This window comes from Streptomyces sp. NPDC055506, assembly GCF_053643595.1.
In genome coordinates, this window is the sequence record NZ_JBSHKH010000005.1 from 125882 (window position 1) to 142287 (window position 16406).

The window sequence follows — 16406 nt, forward strand, 5'->3', positions numbered from 1 at the left end:
TCAACCACCGTCCCGCGCGCGGAAGGTGCTGCCCGCGTCCTGCCGGTACGGCGTGCCCTGCCACTGCCCGAAGTCGAGCACCCGGCTCGGGTCGTGGGCGACGAACTTCCATGGCCCGACGTAGACGTTGTCGTGCCAGTGGTTGTGCTGCTCGCGGGTGATCGCCTCCGCCACCCGCTCGCCCTGGTAGGGCGACCAGTCCGGATAGGTGCCGTAGTTGGCCAGCACCGCCATGCGGTCGCACTTCACCGTGCACCCGACGACGGAGGTGTCCAGCACGAAACGGTTGTGGTGGATGTCCACCCGCTGGGTCTTCCACCGGCAGTCGGCGTAGAGCGGTGCCGTGGCGATCGCCGGCCGCGCGCAGCGGTCGGTGTCCTTCACCAGCAAGGTGCAGTCACCGGAGGAGGTGTTGGCCGGGCTGTTGCAGAACCGGTCGGCGTTCTCCCACAGGGTGATCCCGGACCAGTTGTCCTCCAGCACGTTCCGGTAAATCTCGATCTTGTCCGTACGGGCTCGGATCCTTGGTTCGCCGCCGGACTCGGACAGATAGACGGTCGCGAACGGGAAGTTGTCGCCGCGGTCGGCGGATCTGCGGCCCTCGACCCGGTTGTTCCGGCGGATCGTGTTCTTCCGGATGACCGCGTTGTAGCTGGTCTCGTAGATCAGCGCGGCACCGTCGTTGGCCTCGAGCACGTTGTCCTCGATGCGGAAGTCGTTGTTGTTGGTGTCCGCCCACAACCCGGCTCCGCGGTTGTCGTGCACCCAGTTGCCGCGCACATCGGCGCCGTCGACGGCCCAGAACTTGACGCCTCCGGTGCAGCCGCAGCCCTCCCGCCGCCGTTCCCAGTCGTCGGTGTTGTTGCCCACGATCTCGTTGCCCTCGACCACCAGGCCGCTGATACGGCCGCCGGTCTTGTACGCGTTCATTCCGTACTGCCCGTTGCCGCGCAGGCAGCTGGCGCGGACCCGCTGGCGGGCACCGGCCATCAGCCCGGCGCCGGAGTTGTTCTGGATCCTCGCGTGCTCGATCACCCACCCGTCGGCCGAGTCGTGGTTGACCACGCCCTCGTTGTGCGGCGCGACGAAACCCTGCACGGTCAGATGGCGGACGGTGACATCGCGGGCGGTGCCGCCGAACGCGTACTGGTTGGTCTTCCGGCCGTCGAGCACCGCGCCCGGCGCCCCGAGATAGCTGTTCCCCTTCTTCGGGATGACCTGGGCGTAGCGGTCCGGCTCAAGCCTGTGCTTGCCCGGCCGGAGCCAGAACGTGGTGCTCGGGGGGCTGCTCTTGGTCTTCGCGGCCAGGTCACCGACCACCGTGGGGTCGACCGTCACCGCGCCCGCCGGCGCCTTCGCCGGCCCGGCCGGGGGCTCGGAGCACACCCGGGCCACGGACGTGGACGACGGCGCGGCGGCCGGCTTCGCCCCGGCGTCCGACGCGCTGTCACAGCCGGTCGCCGCCAGCAGGGCCAGGGCCAGCGGTGCCGCCGATAACGCCCGGAGCCGCCACTTGATCTCCACGAGCCCCCCTAGCCGCGGAACTTGAGTACGGTGGTGAACCCTTCCGCGCCGTCGGCGAAGCCGGTGCCGACCAGCGTTGTGGCGGGTTCCTTGCGTCCGAAGCCGGCCGAGTACCAGCCGAGCGGCGGCTCCGTCTCGCCGCGATGCGCCCGCCAGGTCAGCTGCCCGGGCAGGTCGAGCACGGCGGAGCGGTCCTCGCCGTCCCGGGTCCAGGTGAGCACGGCCCGGTTCCCTGCCAGGTCCGCGGTGATCGCCGGGCCCAGATGGAACGCGAGGCGCACGGCCCTGAGGTCGCCCCGGACCTCGTCGACCACCCGCAGCTCACGGCTCGCGGCCGTCAGCTCCACCCGGCGGCGGTGCACGGAGCCCTGGTAGCCGTCGTGCTCGCCGCTCCAGCGGGCCACCTCCTCGCCGGAGGTGTCAGCGGCCAGGACGCGGGTCTCGGCGTGCCGGGTCCACAGGAACGGACCGCCGGAGACGGACTGGTCAGCGCCGTCCAGTTGCAGGGTGTTGTGGCCGAGGGTCGACCGGAAGTACCGCCGCCACTCGGGCTGTCCGTGGTAGCAGTACGTCCCCGGGTCGGCGAGCACATCGACCCCGTCGTGCCGGACCTCCACGGACAGCGCGTCCGCGTGGGCGTGCGCGGCGATGGACAGGAACCCGTGCGGACCGCCGTCGCAGCGGCACCAGATCTCCCCGGGACCGCGCAGGATGGTCATGCCCGCGTCCGCGAAGTGGGCCGGACGGCTCACCGGGCGGGCCACGGCCGGTTCAGCGGGCTTGATGAGCGCGGCCAGCAGCGGGGTGCGCACATCGGTGCCGGTCACCGCCGGCCACCAGGCGAGCCGGCCGAACACGGCGTCCCCGGTGGCCAGCAGCGAGGCCCAGCGGTCGGTGCCCGCCCCGTCCACGACCAGACCGTGCCCGTCGTCCGAGTCCCCCTGGCGCGGCGGCCGCAGCCGGTTGTCCACGACGGCCGCGAGCGCGTCGGTCATCCGCAGCAGCACGAGGCGGACGGTCGCGGGGACCGGCACGCCCGTGGCATCGGCCTCGGCCACCGCGGCCAGACCGAGCTCCAGCACCAGCCCGTGGTACTCGCTGGCCAGCTCGCGGTTGAGCCCGGAGCGGAAGGTGTTGCTCCGCAGGTGCCGCTCCAGCGACCGCAGCGCGTCGGCCCGCCAGCGCGCCGAGGAGGGGAACCAACCGAACGCGCAGGCCGCTGCGAACTGCCCGGCGGTTTCGGCGATGACGTGGTTGTTCGCCGACGACCCCCGGCTGGGGAAGGCGGCCAGCCAGCGCTGGTGGTGCCAGATCTGGTTCAGCGCCACCGCATTGCCCTCGAACAGCCCGGCCGCGCCCGGCCAGCCGTCGAGCAGCCGGCGGATCCACACCCAGGACAGCAGCCGGATCCCCAGCTCGATGCCGCTGATCCAGTGCACTCCGCGCAACGGCGGGTTGGCCGCCCACCACGACCGTAAGTGCGCGGCCACTCGGTCGGCGTACCGCTCGTCCCCGGTGATCGCGTAGGCGGCCGCGAGCACGGTGAGGTACTGATGCCGGGACGGCTCCCAGATCTGCTTGATGTCCCCGACCGCGTCCTCGCTCCGGTACGGCACGTTGAAGGCGTAGCCCGACGGCGCCCGGCGCCCGGTCTTCGGGTCGTACGACCAGTCCGGGTCGGCCAGGTCGTCGCGGACCACCCCGAAGTACTCGGCGTGCCCGGCCATCAGCCGGTCCGCCTCGGCGACGAGGCGTTTCGCGGCGTCCGGTGGCACCGCGTCGAGCGTCCCCGGGGGCAGTACCGCGGTGAACCGGGCGCCGGTCACGCTCGGGCAGTCCGGCGGCGCCGACCGCCACCGCCGCCTGCGCACCGCGTCGCCCACCCGGCCGCCGACCTCCCGCGGTCCCATCCGGGACAGCCGACGTAAGTACCAGCCCGCGCTCATGCTCATCGCGCCCGCTCCAACGTCACCGGCACGCCGCCGGCCAGGCCGGCCCGCACCGCGAGGGTGGCCGACGTGGTGGCGACCAGCGACTCAAGCGGCACCGGCATCGGCCCGCCGCTCCGCACGGCCCTGACGAACGCGGCCAGTTCGGCGTTCTGCCCCTTGTCCCGGGCCTGGGGCAGCCGCGAACTGACCCACCGCTTGCGGCCGTGGACCGAGGCACGGACGAAGTCGTCGAGCCGCAGCACCTTGCCGTCGGCGACCAGGTCCAGCGTCTCCTTGGGGAAGCCGGGCGCGCCGTTGGTGACGTAGCTGATGGTGGCGGTGGACCCGTCCGGGTAGCGCAGCACGACCTGGAGGTCGTCGTTGCCGGATGTGGCGACCGCATACACCGAGACCGGGTCGGCCTCGAGCAGCCAGCTCGCCGTGTCGATGAAGTGCCCGCCCTCACCGGCGAACCGCGAACCCTCGGTGCCCTGCTGGAGGTACCAGCTGCCCTGCTGGAGCCGGCCCGCGTTGACCAGGTAGCGCAGGCTCGCCGGGCCGGTCCGGGCGCCGAACCGCTTCTTGGCCTCGGTCAGCAGCGGCGCGAACCGGCGGTTGAAGCCCACCTGGAGCCGGTCGTTGCCGGACTCCTCCACCGCCGCGAGCACGCCGGCCAGCTCGTCCTCGGTGAGCGCCAGCGGCTTCTCCACGAACACCGCCTTGCCGGCCAGCAGCGCCCTCCGGGTCAGCTCGGCGTGCGAGCTGTGCCGGGTGACCACGAACACCGCGTCGACGGACTTGTCGCCGAGCACCGCGTCCAGGTCGGTGGTCGCGTCGGCGAAGCCGAACTTCCGCTGCGCGTTGGCCCCGGACAGCGCCGTCGTGGTGACGACCGTGGACAACTCCACGCCGTCGCGCCCGGCCAGGTGCGGCAGGAGCATCGACGTCGCGTAGTTCCCCGCGCCGACGAACGCCAGCCGCACCGGCGCCCCGGCAGCCCGGGCCGGGCTCCGCTTCACCTTCACGGAGGGAACGGCCACCGCCGGAGCCTCGGCTTCCACCGCCTGTTCCGGGTAGCGGAACAGCACGGCCACGGCCTTCAGGTCGCCGTCCTTCAGGCGTTGGTACGTCTCGACGGCGTCGTCGAAGTCGGCGATGTGGGAGACCAGGGGCTCCACGTCGACGCGGCCGCGGGCGAGGAGATCGAGGAAGCACGCCAGGTTGCGCCGCTCGGTCCAGCGCACATAGCCGATCGGGTAGTCCCGGCCCTCCAGCTCGTACTCCGGGTCGTAGCGCCCGGGGCCGTAGGACCGCGAGAACCGGACGTCGAGCTCCTTCTCGTAGTACGCGTTCCACGGCAGGTCCAGACGGCACTTGCCGATGTCGACGACCCGGCCGCGGTCCCGGCACAACCGGGCGGCCAGCTCGACGGGCTGGTTGCTGCTGCCGCCGCCGGCGGCCAGATACACCTGGTCCACCCCATGCCCGTCGGTGAGTTCGGCGACGGCGGCCTCCACCGCCGCCGACTCGGGATCACCGCAGGCCGCGGCGCCCAGGCGCTCGGCCAGCTCGCAGCGCGCCGGGTCGGGGTCGACGCCGACGACGCGCACCCCCGAGGCGCCCAGCAGCTGCACCACCAGCTGCCCGATCAGCCCGAGGCCGATGACCAGGGCCACCTCGCCGAGCTGCGGCTCGCCCTGGCGGACGCCCTGCATCGCGATCGACCCGACGGTGCCGAAGGCCGCGTGCCGCGGTTCGAGCCCGTCCGGCACGGGGACGTAGAGGTGCTTCGGCACCCAGTTCAGCTCGGCGTGCAACGCGTGCTCATTGCCGGCGCAGGCCACGAGGTCGCCGGCCTTCACATCGTCGACCCCGGCGCCGACCTGCTCGACCACACCGCACAGCGAGTAGCCGAGCGGCGTGTAGGAGTCCAGCTTGCCCATCACCTTGCGGTAGGTGGCGGGCACCCCGTTGGTGGCCACGCTCTGCATGACCTTGGCGACCTGGTCCGGGCGGGAGCGGGCCTTGCCCAGCATCGACATGCCGGCCTCGGACACCTTCATGAGCTCGGTCCCGGTGGAGATCAGCGAGTAGGCGGTGCGGACCAGCACACCGCCCGGCTTGCACCCCGGCACCGGCACGTCGAGCACCGCCAGCTCGCCGCTCTTGTAGTTCTGTACAACCTGCTTCACTCGAACTCCCCAGAAGTCGCGCCGCGGTACCAGTACTCGAGGGTCAGCACATGCCATAGATGCTTGGAGAAGTCCTGCTGACCGGCGGCGTCCTCGGCGACCATCCGCCGCAGCGCGTCCCGGCGCAGGAACCCGGAGCGGACGAGCTCGCCGTCGTTGATCACCTCGCGCACCAGCGGCGCGAGATCCCGGCTCATCCAGGCCCGCAGCGGGGCGCTGAACAGCCCCTTGGGCCGGTAGACGATCTCCGCGGGCAGGATCGAGGTGGCCGCCTCCTTCAGCACGGCCTTGCCCTGCCGGCCGACGATCTTGCGATCGCCGGGAAAGGCGAAGGCGGCCTTCACCACCTCGACGTCCACATACGGCACCCGCACCTCGGTCGACGCGGCCATGCTCGACCGGTCGGTGTAGGTGAGGTTCAAGCCCGGCAGGAACATCCGGGCGTCGCCCAGGCACATGCGGTTCACGAAGTCGTCGAGGTGGTTGTCCTCGTAGATGTCCCGGTGCTCGGTGAGCACGTCGTCGACCGTGCCGGCCAGATCCGGGTTGATCAGGCCGAGCAGCTCGTCCTGGTCGTACATGGTGTAGCTGCGCCGGAACGCGGTCTCCTCCGGCAGCTCGGCGAAGGACAGGAACCGCTTCGCGAACCGCACAGAACGCAGCCCCCTGCGGCCGGTGGCGACCGGCAGCCGGCCCACGGCCGCGTACACCCCGCGCCGCACAGGTCGCGGAACCCGCTGATAGCGCAGCGCGAGCAGGTTGGCCAGGTGCTTGCGGTACCCGGCGAACAGTTCGTCCGCGCCCATTCCCGAGAGCATCACCTTGACCCCGGCCTCCCGGGCGGCCGAACAGATCAGGAAGGTGTTGATCGCGGCGGGGTCACCGATCGGCTCGTCCAGGTGGTACGTCATCCGCGGCAGCAGGTCGAGCACGTTCGGGGCGATCTCGATCTCCCGCAGGTCGACGCCGAACCGCTCGGCCACCTGCCGGGCGTAGCGCAGATCGTCCGGCATCGCCTCGAACTTGGCGTCCTCGGCGCGGAATCCGATCGTGTAGGCGGAGATCCCGGGCTGGTGGCGGGCCGCCAGGGCGGTCAGCCAGCTGGAGTCGAGACCGCCGGAGAGGAAGGTCGCCACGGGTACGTCGGAGAGCAGGTGCCGCCGGGTCGACTCCTCGACGACGGCGGCCAGATCCGGCAGCTCACCGCCGCGGGCCCGCTCACGGCCCTCGGCGGCGACGTCCTTCAGGTGCCAGTAACGGCCGCGCTCCACCCGGCCGTCGGGCCGGACCCGCAGCCAGCTCCCCGGTGGCAGCTTCTCCGCCTCGCGGTACGCGCACCGCGAGTCCGGCACCCAGTAGTAGAGGAGCGACGCCACCAGCGCCGCATGGTCCACCTCGAGAGCACCGCCGGTGGCGACGGCGAGCGCCTTGAGCTCGGAGGCGAACACCAGGCCCTCGCCGCGCCGGAGCAGAAACAGTGGCTTGATGCCCAACTGGTCGCGGGCGAGGACCAGTTCGCCGGTCCGCTCGTCGAAGATCCCGAACGCGAACATGCCGCGCAGCCGGGGCAGGCAGTCCGTGCCCCAGCGCCGCCAGGCCTCCAGCAGCACCTCGGTGTCGGAGGTACCGCGGAAGCGCACCCCGCCGGCCGCCAGTTCGGCACGCAGCTCGGGCGCGTTGTACAGCTCGCCGTTGTACGTCAGGACGAGGCCGCCCGAGACCATGGGCTGGGCGCCGGTCTCGGACAGGTCGATGATGGCCAGCCGGCGGTGCCCGAGATGCACTTCGCCGTCACCGGCGGCGTGGCTGTACCGGCCCGCTCCGTCCGGACCGCGGTGGGCGAGGGTGTCGGTGAGCCGGTCGGTCACGATCTTCCCGTCGGGCCATCGGTACGTGCCTGCGATGCCACACATGTCCTACCGTCCCTCCTGGTCGCTGTCGGGGACGCCCGCCGCCCTCATCGGCAGCCGCTCCGTCCGCCGCCGGGCTGTCCCGTTCTGCCGGGCCGGCCGCTCGTCGTGGCCGCGCAGCGCCGTGTGCGGGCCGTCCCACAGGGTGCCGTCGGTCCGGTCACGCGGATCGGGGTCGATCAGCACCACGCCGATCACCGGGATGCGCTGGTCCGCGAGCTGTCGCGCCACGGTGTGCAGCCACGCCGCGCTGCCGTGCCCGGCACGGACGACGAGCACGGTCCGGGTGCCGAGGTACCGCAGGTCGGTCCACGCCGTGCCGGGCGCCACCGAGCCGACGCCGAGCCGTAGTTCCTGGTGCGACACGGCCGCGGCCTCCTCGCCGCTGACCACGGCCGGGTCTCCCGGCTTCGGGCGGCGGCTCGCGAGCTGCCGGCCGGGCAGACCGTCGACCACGGCCACCGGCCCCTGGGCCGCCAGTGCCCCGGCGAGGTCAAGGGCGATCGCGCTCGTGCTGCGCGCACAGCCCAGTTCCAGCAGCGACACCGGTTCCGCGGAGCCCCGTACCGTGCGGGCCAAGGTCGTCGTGAGCCGTTCGCGAGTCGCCCTGGTCCGCCGGCGCTGCCAGATCCTGGGCCGCTCCGTACGGGGCAGCTCCGCGACGACCGAGGCGCCGAGGTTCGCCGCGATGTCCCGGCGCAGCACGGGGCGGTCCGCCACCACCGTGCCGACCGCGGCCACCGCGAGCCCGAGGACGAGCCCGAGGACGAGTCCGATCGCGGCGTCGGTGGCGGCGGCCCTGGGCAGTGAGTGCCGCACCGCGTGCGGAGCGTCCACGATCTGTGTCCCGGCGATGAGCTGGGGCGTGCCGACCCGCGCCTCCGCGGCGCGCTGGCCGAAGTCGGTGATCCGCGAGGTGAGTTCGGCCCGGCGGGCGAAGAGGGACTCCATGTCCGCCGACGCCTTCGGGTCGCTCTCCGGCGGTCCGTCTCCGATCGCCTTGTTGACCTGGGCGAGTTCGTCCCGCATGCGGTCACGCTGGGCGAGCAGGGTCTTGGCCTCGGCGTCCGCGGCTTCCCGGATCCGCTTCACATGGTCCGCGACGAACGCGTCGGCCAGGGCCTTGGCGCGGGCCACCGCTTCCGCGTCGCTGTCACCCGTCGCATTGATCTGCAGCAGGTTGTTGGTCAGGCCGGTCCCCGCGTAGTCCTGCATGAAGTCCTCCGGTTTTTCCGGGGACCCGAGAGACCGCAGGGCCTGGCCGGCGATCCGTGTGGTCCGCAGCAGCTCGACGTCGGTGCGGATCAGCGTTCCGGGGTCGTTCGGCTGGTCCTCTTGATGCGCGACCAGCACCTTGGTCACCGCGGTCGGCGGTGGCGGCAGCAGGATCGCCACCGCCGCGCCGACGAGCAGCCCCAGCAGCGCCATGGAGCACCACAGGCGCCGCCGTCTGCGCACCGCCACCACCAGCGACTGCAGGTCAAGCAGCGGAGCGGCGGCCGACTGCTCCGACGTCGTACTCGTCGTCACCGCGAACCTCCCGCCGCGTTGTCGCCGACCGCGAGGGCCGGAGCGGCGGCATCCCGAGGACGGCCGGCGGGCCGCGTCGGACGGGACCGGACCGTGCCGGCGAGGACGACGCCGACGACCTCGTGCCGGGCGTCCGCACACGCCTCGGCGATGCCGGTGAGTTCCCCCGCGGTCCAGCGGCCGGCGCTGAGCACGACCAGGGCACCGGACTCGTGGTCGCGGTCCGGCACCAGCGGCCGGTCCACCGAAACCTCCACCACCCGCAGCAGCGGATCGTTCTCGGCCTCGGCGACGAGCTGCCCGGCCGCCCGGTGGGCGATCTCGTCGCCGTCCGGGACGACGACCAGCAGCCGCCGGGGGGCCGGCAGTCGGTCCCGGAGGCGGGCGCACACCCGCAGGTAGCGGATCCGCCGTCCGGCCTCGTCGCCGGACGTCTGCGGACCAGGTATGTCCCATCGGACGTCGACGCCCAGCAGCCGGCGGATCCGGGCCCGCCGTCCGCCGTCCTCCGTCCGCTGCGCGGGTGGTTCACCGGGGACGTCGACGGTGCCCAGCGACTCCGAGCCCAGCGCCGCGGCGATCTCCGGTTCGGTGCGCGGCCGGCGGCTCATCCGCGCGGCGGTGAGATGGCCGATGATCGCGAGCAGGAAGGAGAGCAGTGCCCCGCCGACGACGAGCTGTGTCCTCGTCGGCGGTGCCTCGCCGGCCGGCCGGGCCGCCGGACCCATGACGACCATGCCGGCCTTGTCGGCGGCAGGGTCGGCCTCGTCCAGCTTCTTCACGGCCTCCTGCAGCGTGGTGCGCAGCTTCGCCAGCTCGGTGCGGGTCTGCACGCTCTCCACGGTCTGCCCCGGATCGGCCGCGTCGGCCAGCTCGGTGATGCGCCGGCTGGTCCGCACCACCATCTGCCGCAGTGCCTCGGGCCGCTCCGCCGCTTCGGGGTCGGTGTCGTCGCCCGCGATCCGCGCGGCGAATGCGACGAATTGCCGTGCGACCTGGTCGGAGAGCCGCTGGGCGCGCTCCGGGGTGTCGGCCGTGCCCGAGATCTTGATGATGTTCCCGTCGGCGGCCTCGGCGCTCACCCGGTCCCGCAGTTCGCCGCCGCTGACTCCGGTCCAGCCGAGCGTGGCGGCCGCGCGGTCGACCACCACCGAACTGCTCGCGATCTCCGCCTGGGTCAGCAGCTCGCGCTCCTCCCACGCCCCCGGCAGCAGTACCGATGCCGACGTCGTGTAGCGCGGAGGGAACAGCAGGGAGGTGCCGTAGCCGACGAGCGCGCCCAGCACGGCGAGGACGGTGAGCAGCCGCCCGCGCCGGCGGATGATCCGCCCGATCGTGACCAGGCGTATTGTTTCATCGCTCAACAGTGCGGCCTCTTCCCTGCCTGGTACGGGTCGCTCTCGACACCGGAGCGCGGTCACGGCAGGCAGCGGCGTAGGCGGCGAGCAGCGACGCCTGAGAGTTCCGCCAGGAGAGCGGCCCGCTGATCCGCTCCTCGCCGGTCTTGCCCATCCGGGCCCGCTTGTCCGGATCGTCCAGCAGCAGCGCGATGAGCTCGGCGAACCGAGCCTCGTCGTTGGCGGGCGCGTAGACGGCGGCGTCACCGGCGGAGACGCGCGCCTCCTTCAGGTCGAACGAGACGATCGGCCGGCCCATCGCCATGTACTCCAGGACCTTGTTCATCGTCGACACGTCGTTGAGCGGATTGCGCGGGTCGGGGGAGAGACACACGTCCGCGGTGGACAGGTAGCGCACCAGGTCGGCGTCCGGAATGCGCCCGGTGAACTCCACCTGCTCGGAGAGACCGAGCCGCCGGGACAGCTCCACCATCGCGTCGAAGGCGTCGCCGGCGCCGACGAACACCGCGTGCCAGTCGGTCCGCCCGAGCTCGTCGCGCAGCTTCGCCAGGGCCCGTAAGGCGTAGTCGACGCCGTCCTGCGGGCCCATGACCCCGAGGTAGCACAGCAGATGAGGCTTGCCGCGTTTCAACTCGGGCTCGGGCGGCACCGGTTGGAAACGGTCGGTAGCGGGCGCGCTGCGCACCACGAAGACGTCCTCGGGCCGCCGGCCGCCGCGGCGCACCGCGACGTCCCGGTAGCTCTCGTTCGTGGCGAGCACGATGTCCGCGGCCCGGTAGGTCAGCCGTTCCAGCGCGCACACGGCGCGGTAGAGCAGATCCTCGCCGCGGTCGAACCGGGAGAGGTACAGCTCGGGTACCAGGTCGTGCTGGTCGAAGACGAACCGCGCGCCGTGCCGCTTCATCCACAGTGCCGGCAGGAACAGCAGGTCGGGCGGGTTGCAGGCGTGGACCACGTCGACCGGGCCGACCTTCCGGGCCAGCCGGACCGTTTGCCACAAGGCCGATCCGTACTCCCGGGGATAGCCGGCGGGCCCGCCGGTGGCCGCGCGCAACGGGTAGCGGTGGATCCGCACCCCGTCGATCACCGCCTCCGGCTCCGTGTCCCGCTTGCTCCCCCGGGGACAGATGACGTGCACCTCCCAGCCCGCGTCGCGCAGCGTCGTGCACTCCTGCCACACCCGCCGGTCGAAAGGCACCGACAGGTTCTCCACCAGGATCAGCGCGCGCCGGTCCGTCCCCTGGCCGCCGGCCGGGTCACCCGACGATCTGTCACCAAGCAAGGCCCACGTACCCCGGTTCGGCCCGGCGCGCCTCGGCGTCGGGAAGGCGGATGAGGTCGACGATCACCGTGCCGTCGCCATGGGGCAGCGCCGACAGCACGGCCGGATCACTGCTCCCGACGAGGCACACCTCGGCGTGCTCCAGCACCTCGTCGACCGAGTCGGCGAGCAGCTGCGCCAGGTGCGGCAGCCGGGTCTCGATGTACTCGCGGTTGGCGCCGATCAGCCGGGAGAGGCTCACATTGGCGTCGTAGATCTTCAGTTCGTACCCCTTGCCGAAGAGCCTCTCCGCCAGCTCGACGAGCGGGCTCTCGCGGAGGTCGTCGGTGCCGGGCTTGAAGGACAGCCCGAACAGGCCCACCCGGCGCTTGCCGGTGCGCTCGACCAGCTCCACCGCGCGCTGCAGATGGTCGGAGTTGGAGGGCAGCACATGGGCGAGGATCGGCACCGAGACGTCGGCCCGGCGCGCCGCGTGGACCAGGCTGCGCAAGTCCTTGGGCAGGCAGGAGCCTCCGAAGGCGAAGCCGGGCCGCAGGTAGGCGGGGCTGATGTTCAGCTTGCGGTCGGCCAGGAACACGTCCATCACCTGGTGCGAGTCCACGCCGAGCGCCTGGCACACCGCGCCCAGCTCGTTCGCGAAGCCGATCTTGAGGCCGTGGAACGCGTTGTCCGCGTACTTGATGGCCTCGGCCGTCGGGACCGGCACCCGGAACACCTCGCCGGGCAGGCCCTTGTACAGCGCCAGCACGGCATCGCCGCTCGCCGGGTCGAGTTCGCCGATGACGGTCTTGGGCGGGTCGAAGAAGTCCCGCACGCTGGTGCCCTCGCGCAGGAACTCCGGGTTGACCGCGACCCCGATGTCCACCCCGGCCGTGCCGCCGACTGACTTCTCCAGGATCGGCACCAGCAGGTTCAGGCAGGTGCCCGGGAGCATGGTGCTGCGGAACACCACGGTGTGCCGGGCCCCCTGCCCGGCCCTCTCGGCCAGCGCGGCGCCGATCTCCTCGGTGACCCGCTCCAAGTACGTGGTGCACAGGCTGCCGTTGGGCTCCGACGGTGTGCCGACACAGACCAGCGACACCTCGCTGTCCATGATCGCCTCGCGGACGTCGCCGGTGGCGCGTAACGCTCCGGTCCGCACGACCTCGGCGATGAGATCGCCGATCCGTTCCTCGACCACCGGGGCCTTGCCGTCGTTGACCAGGTCGACCTTCACCTGGTTCACGTCCACCCCGACGACCTCGTGGCCCATGCCGGCCAGGCACGCGGCCGACACGCAGCCCACGTAGCCGAGCCCGAAAACACTGACTCTCATGACCCGTTCCTCCCCCCAGGCAGGCCTTCGCGGCCTGCGTTCAGCGCGCCGGCGGGACCGCCCCGCCGCTTCCCCCCGCGCATCAGTAGGCCCCCTGGCCGTGGAGCACCGCGCGTAGCGTTTTCCACAAGATCACTGTGTCCAGGGCCAGCGACCAGTCCTCCACGTACCGCAGGTCCAGCCGGACCGCCTCCTCCCACGACAGGTCGCTGCGTCCGCTGATCTGCCACAGGCCGGTGAGTCCGGGCTTGACCAGCAGCCGCCGCCTGATGTCCGGGCCGTACGCCGCGGACTCCTCCGGCAGCGGAGGCCGCGGACCGACGAGCGACATCGATCCGGTGAGCACGTTGAAAAGCTGCGGGAGCTCGTCGAGCGAGTACCGGCGCAGCACCGCTCCCACCCGGGTCACCCGCGGATCCCGGCGGAGCTTGAACAGCAGGCCCGCGCCCTCGTTGAGGCCGGCCAGCCCGGCACGTGCCCCATGAGCCCCGGCGACCATGGTGCGGAACTTGAGAATCGTGAACTCGCGGCCGTCCTTGCCCACCCTGCGCTGGCGGTAGAACACCCCGCCCCGGCTGTCCATCAGCACGAGCAGCCCGACGAAGACCATCAGCGGAGCGAACAGCACCAGCAGAAACGTTGCGCCTACTCGGTCGACGACTCCTTTGACCACGCGGCGGCCCCCGGTGAAGGCCGGCATGCTGACCCGCAGGAGCGGGATCCCGAGCACCGCGTCGATGTGCAGCCGTGGGCCGGCCACCTCCATCAGCACGGGGGCCACCACCATCTCGGCGTCGCTGCCCTCGAGGTTCCAGGCCAGCCGCTGCAGCCGGTCCGGTGACCAGTGCGGGTCCGGGGTGACCGCGACGACCCGGTAGCCGTCGCGGTGGACGTGGCCCGCGACGTCCGCCAGTCGGCCGACGACCGGTACTCCATCCAGTTGATCACCGTCGATCCCGAGGCCGTCCGTCGTGCAGACCGCGTCCACCCGCCAGCCGAGGTGCGGGAACTTGCGGGTCCGGGTGATCAGGTCGTGCACGGTGGCCGGGCTGCCGGCCGCGAGCACCGGTCTCAGGCACCGGCCTTCCTTGCGCTGTCGGTGCAGCCCGAGGCGCAGCAGATACCGCGCGGTCATGGTGACGAGCGCGATCGCGGGGATCGCGACGAAGATCCAGAGCTTGATGTTGCGCGAGGTGAGGGCGATGCCCCCGAGCGCCAGTACGACGGTCGCCGCGAACAGCGAGCGTCCGAGCCTGCGGAATTCCTCAGCCCCCTGGCCGAGCACTGCCGGAGCCCAAGCCCGGCCCACCGCGAGCGCCCCCAGCACCAGCAGCTCGGTGCCGAAGGCGAGGATTCCCCACTTCTCGTGCCAGTTGGCCGCGTCCCGCGCCCCGAAGAAGTTGCCGATGGCCGCCACCACGAAGGCGGTGGCCACGGTATCGCTGATGATCACGGTACGGCGGTACCGCTGCTCCCAATCGATCGCGGGCCGGCTGATCGCCCCGTCCGCCAGGCGCCCGCGCGCTGACGGATACGGGCTGGCTAATCCCCCCTGCCGCACAGAACCCCCCAGGTCCCCAGTGGCTCGACGTGCTCGCCCGACACTGTTCCTCCCCCTCCGGGAGGCCCCCGCCCCCCGCGCCGTTCTCCCCCAGGGAGGCCCCCGCCCCCCCCTCGTCGTGCGCATGACATGCCAGTGCGTACAGCGCTGGACCTATTGATCATTAAGGGTCGCCTCGTGCCCGAACAGCTGAAGCACGGTCAATCTAGACCATCGGGGCCAGTATGGAGAGAGGGTGTGTGGAATTTGTGTTCAAGCTTTGAGGGCGGATACATCGATCGGCGACAGCCGGTCGAACCCGATACCGAGGAGGACTGCTGATGCGCAGCGTGACCTATTCGATGAGCGTGTCACTCGACGGCTACATCGTCGGGCCGGACGGCGACTTCGACTGGGGGCTGCCCGACGAGGTCTTTCGCTTCTGGATCGACGAGATCCGAGGGGTCGGCGTCCACCTGATGGGACGGCGGCTGTACGAGACGATGCTGTACTGGGAGACCGCCGACCAGGACCCCTCGCTCGACGCCGCGGGGCACGAATGGGCCGCGCTCTGGAATCCGCTCCCCAAGGTGGTGTTCTCCACCACACTGTCCACGGTGCAGGGTCACGCCCGTCTGGCCTCCGGCGGCGTGGCGGAGGAGATCGAGCGGTTGCGGGCCGAGCCGGGGGAGGGCGAGATCGCGATCGGCGGCGCGACTCTCGCCGCCGAGGCGGCCCGGGCGGGCCTGATCGACGAGTACCGGACCATGGTCTACCCGGTACTCGTCGGCGGTGGCATCCCGTACTTTCCCCGGCACGAGCGCCGGGTGGATCTCGAACTCGTCGAGACCCGCACCTTCGCTTCGAGAGTCGTCTACCTCCGCCACCGCGTGACGCGCTAGCCGGCCTGCCCGCGCAACCGTTCGATGACCGGCGCGAACGCCTCCATGTACGGCTCCAGGATGGTCAGGTACGTGAAGCCGTAGCGCTCGCGCCGGGAGAGGACCTGGGCGGTGATCTCGTCCAGCGTGCCGACCAGGGTGACGGGAAGGTCCAGTACCTCCTCCGCCGTCAGGCCCGGTACGCGGTCCAGCAACGGCTGGATGGCGGCCTCGCGGTCCTCGGTGCCGATCACCACCTGCACCAGCAGATTCAGCTCGGCCGGCTCGGCGCGGCCCTCCGCGAACTTCAGATACCGTGCCACGCGCTCCTCGAGATCGTCCGCGCTGATCGGTGTCAACTGCCCCGTTGTGCTGCCGGGTGCCGTGCGCGCGCCGGTGAAGGCCGCTATGTCGGCGTGCCCGGCGGCCAGCCTCAGCATCCGGTCGCCGTTCCCGCCCACCAGCAGCGGCACCCGCGGCCGCTGCGCCGCCCGCGGCTGGTGCTCCTCGGAGGCCAGCAGGCGCTCCAACTCCTCCACGGTGCGCCGCAGATGGTCCACCCGCTCGCCCGGCGAGCCGAACGGCAGCCCGGCCGACTCGTGCTCGTCCCGCGCGTAGCCGGTGCCGATCCCGAGTTCCAGGCGCCCGCCCGTCAGCGCGTCCGTCGTCGCCACCTCGCGGGCCAGCAGCGCCGGATTCCAGAAACCGGCGTTGAGCGTGAAGGTGCCGAGCCTCGGCCGCTCGGTCGCCTCGGCCGCCGCCACCAGCGCGGGGAAGGGCGCGGGCATGCCCAGATGGTCGGGGACGAGGATCACGTCGTAGCCGAGTTCCTCGGCCCGGCGGCATTTGGCGCGCCACTCCTCGCCGGGGGCGGCCGTGAGCATGTTGATTCCGAAGCGGAACGGGCGCGGCATGAACTCTCCTCACCGGGAAGGGACTTGAG

At 71.9% G+C, this 16406-nt stretch carries 10 protein-coding genes and 1 pseudogene; 1 reads left to right on the forward strand and 10 read right to left on the reverse strand.

The features are described from left to right. From ACWIF2_RS03805 to ACWIF2_RS03845, 9 genes and pseudogenes are all read right to left on the reverse strand, one after another. Positions 1 to 1524 carry a right-handed parallel beta-helix repeat-containing protein gene (locus tag ACWIF2_RS03805; RefSeq protein ID WP_454358412.1) on the reverse strand — a complete coding sequence of 508 codons (1524 nt, stop codon included), beginning with the start codon at positions 1522 to 1524 and terminating at the stop codon, positions 1 to 3. A gap of 8 nt (positions 1525 to 1532) precedes the next feature. After that, positions 1533 to 3476, reverse strand: coding sequence for an alginate lyase family protein (locus ACWIF2_RS03810; RefSeq protein WP_454358413.1), 1944 nt, complete (start codon positions 3474 to 3476; stop codon positions 1533 to 1535). Beyond that, on the reverse strand, positions 3473 to 5647 hold the full coding sequence (locus ACWIF2_RS03815) for a bi-domain-containing oxidoreductase (protein ID WP_454358414.1): 2175 nt from the start codon (positions 5645 to 5647) through the stop codon (positions 3473 to 3475). Before ACWIF2_RS03815 ends, ACWIF2_RS03810 begins: the two co-directional genes overlap by 4 nt. Then, positions 5644 to 7560: an asparagine synthase (glutamine-hydrolyzing) gene (gene asnB, locus ACWIF2_RS03820; RefSeq protein ID WP_454358415.1), complete on the reverse strand. Its 1917-nt coding sequence runs from the start codon at positions 7558 to 7560 to the stop codon at positions 5644 to 5646. The genes ACWIF2_RS03815 and asnB overlap by 4 nt, the downstream gene beginning before the upstream one ends. 3 nt (positions 7561 to 7563) lie before the next feature. Next, positions 7564 to 9087, reverse strand: a complete 1524-nt coding sequence (locus ACWIF2_RS03825; RefSeq protein WP_454358416.1) for a Wzz/FepE/Etk N-terminal domain-containing protein — start codon at positions 9085 to 9087, stop codon at positions 7564 to 7566. Beyond that, on the reverse strand, positions 9084 to 10451 hold the full coding sequence (locus tag ACWIF2_RS03830) for a polysaccharide biosynthesis protein (RefSeq protein WP_454358417.1): 1368 nt from the start codon (positions 10449 to 10451) through the stop codon (positions 9084 to 9086). The genes ACWIF2_RS03825 and ACWIF2_RS03830 overlap by 4 nt, the downstream gene beginning before the upstream one ends. Next, positions 10448 to 11727, reverse strand: a pseudogene (locus tag ACWIF2_RS03835) (glycosyltransferase family 4 protein). The gene ACWIF2_RS03830 and the pseudogene ACWIF2_RS03835 overlap by 4 nt, the downstream one beginning before the upstream one ends. Beyond that, complete coding sequence (locus tag ACWIF2_RS03840) at positions 11717 to 13042, reverse strand: nucleotide sugar dehydrogenase (protein WP_454358418.1); 1326 nt, start codon at positions 13040 to 13042, stop codon at positions 11717 to 11719. Before ACWIF2_RS03840 ends, ACWIF2_RS03835 begins: the two are co-directional and overlap by 11 nt. 82 nt (positions 13043 to 13124) lie before the next feature. Then, positions 13125 to 14603: a sugar transferase gene (locus ACWIF2_RS03845; protein WP_454358419.1), complete on the reverse strand. Its 1479-nt coding sequence runs from the start codon at positions 14601 to 14603 to the stop codon at positions 13125 to 13127. A 320-nt stretch (positions 14604 to 14923) separates the two neighbouring features. Between ACWIF2_RS03845 and ACWIF2_RS03850 the strand changes: the two genes are divergently transcribed. Further along, complete coding sequence (locus tag ACWIF2_RS03850; protein ID WP_454358420.1) at positions 14924 to 15484, forward strand: dihydrofolate reductase family protein; 561 nt, start codon at positions 14924 to 14926, stop codon at positions 15482 to 15484. Here the strand turns inward: ACWIF2_RS03850 and ACWIF2_RS03855 are convergent. Further along, positions 15481 to 16377: an LLM class F420-dependent oxidoreductase gene (locus ACWIF2_RS03855; RefSeq protein WP_454358421.1), complete on the reverse strand. Its 897-nt coding sequence runs from the start codon at positions 16375 to 16377 to the stop codon at positions 15481 to 15483. The genes ACWIF2_RS03850 and ACWIF2_RS03855 overlap by 4 nt on opposite strands. Between the last annotated feature and the right edge of the window lie 29 nt (positions 16378 to 16406).

What these genes read in the sequence shown, in the direction of transcription:
- ACWIF2_RS03810 (WP_454358413.1), bottom strand. Translation starts at nt 3,476, where the DNA reads ATGAGCATGAGCGCGGGCTGGTACTTACGTCGGCTGTCCCGGATGGGA.
- asnB (WP_454358415.1), bottom strand. Translation starts at nt 7,560, where the DNA reads ATGTGTGGCATCGCAGGCACGTACCGATGGCCCGACGGGAAGATCGTG.
- ACWIF2_RS03840 (WP_454358418.1), bottom strand. Translation starts at nt 13,042, where the DNA reads ATGAGAGTCAGTGTTTTCGGGCTCGGCTACGTGGGCTGCGTGTCGGCC.
- ACWIF2_RS03850 (WP_454358420.1), top strand. Translation starts at nt 14,924, where the DNA reads ATGCGCAGCGTGACCTATTCGATGAGCGTGTCACTCGACGGCTACATC.
- ACWIF2_RS03855 (WP_454358421.1), bottom strand. Translation starts at nt 16,377, where the DNA reads ATGCCGCGCCCGTTCCGCTTCGGAATCAACATGCTCACGGCCGCCCCC.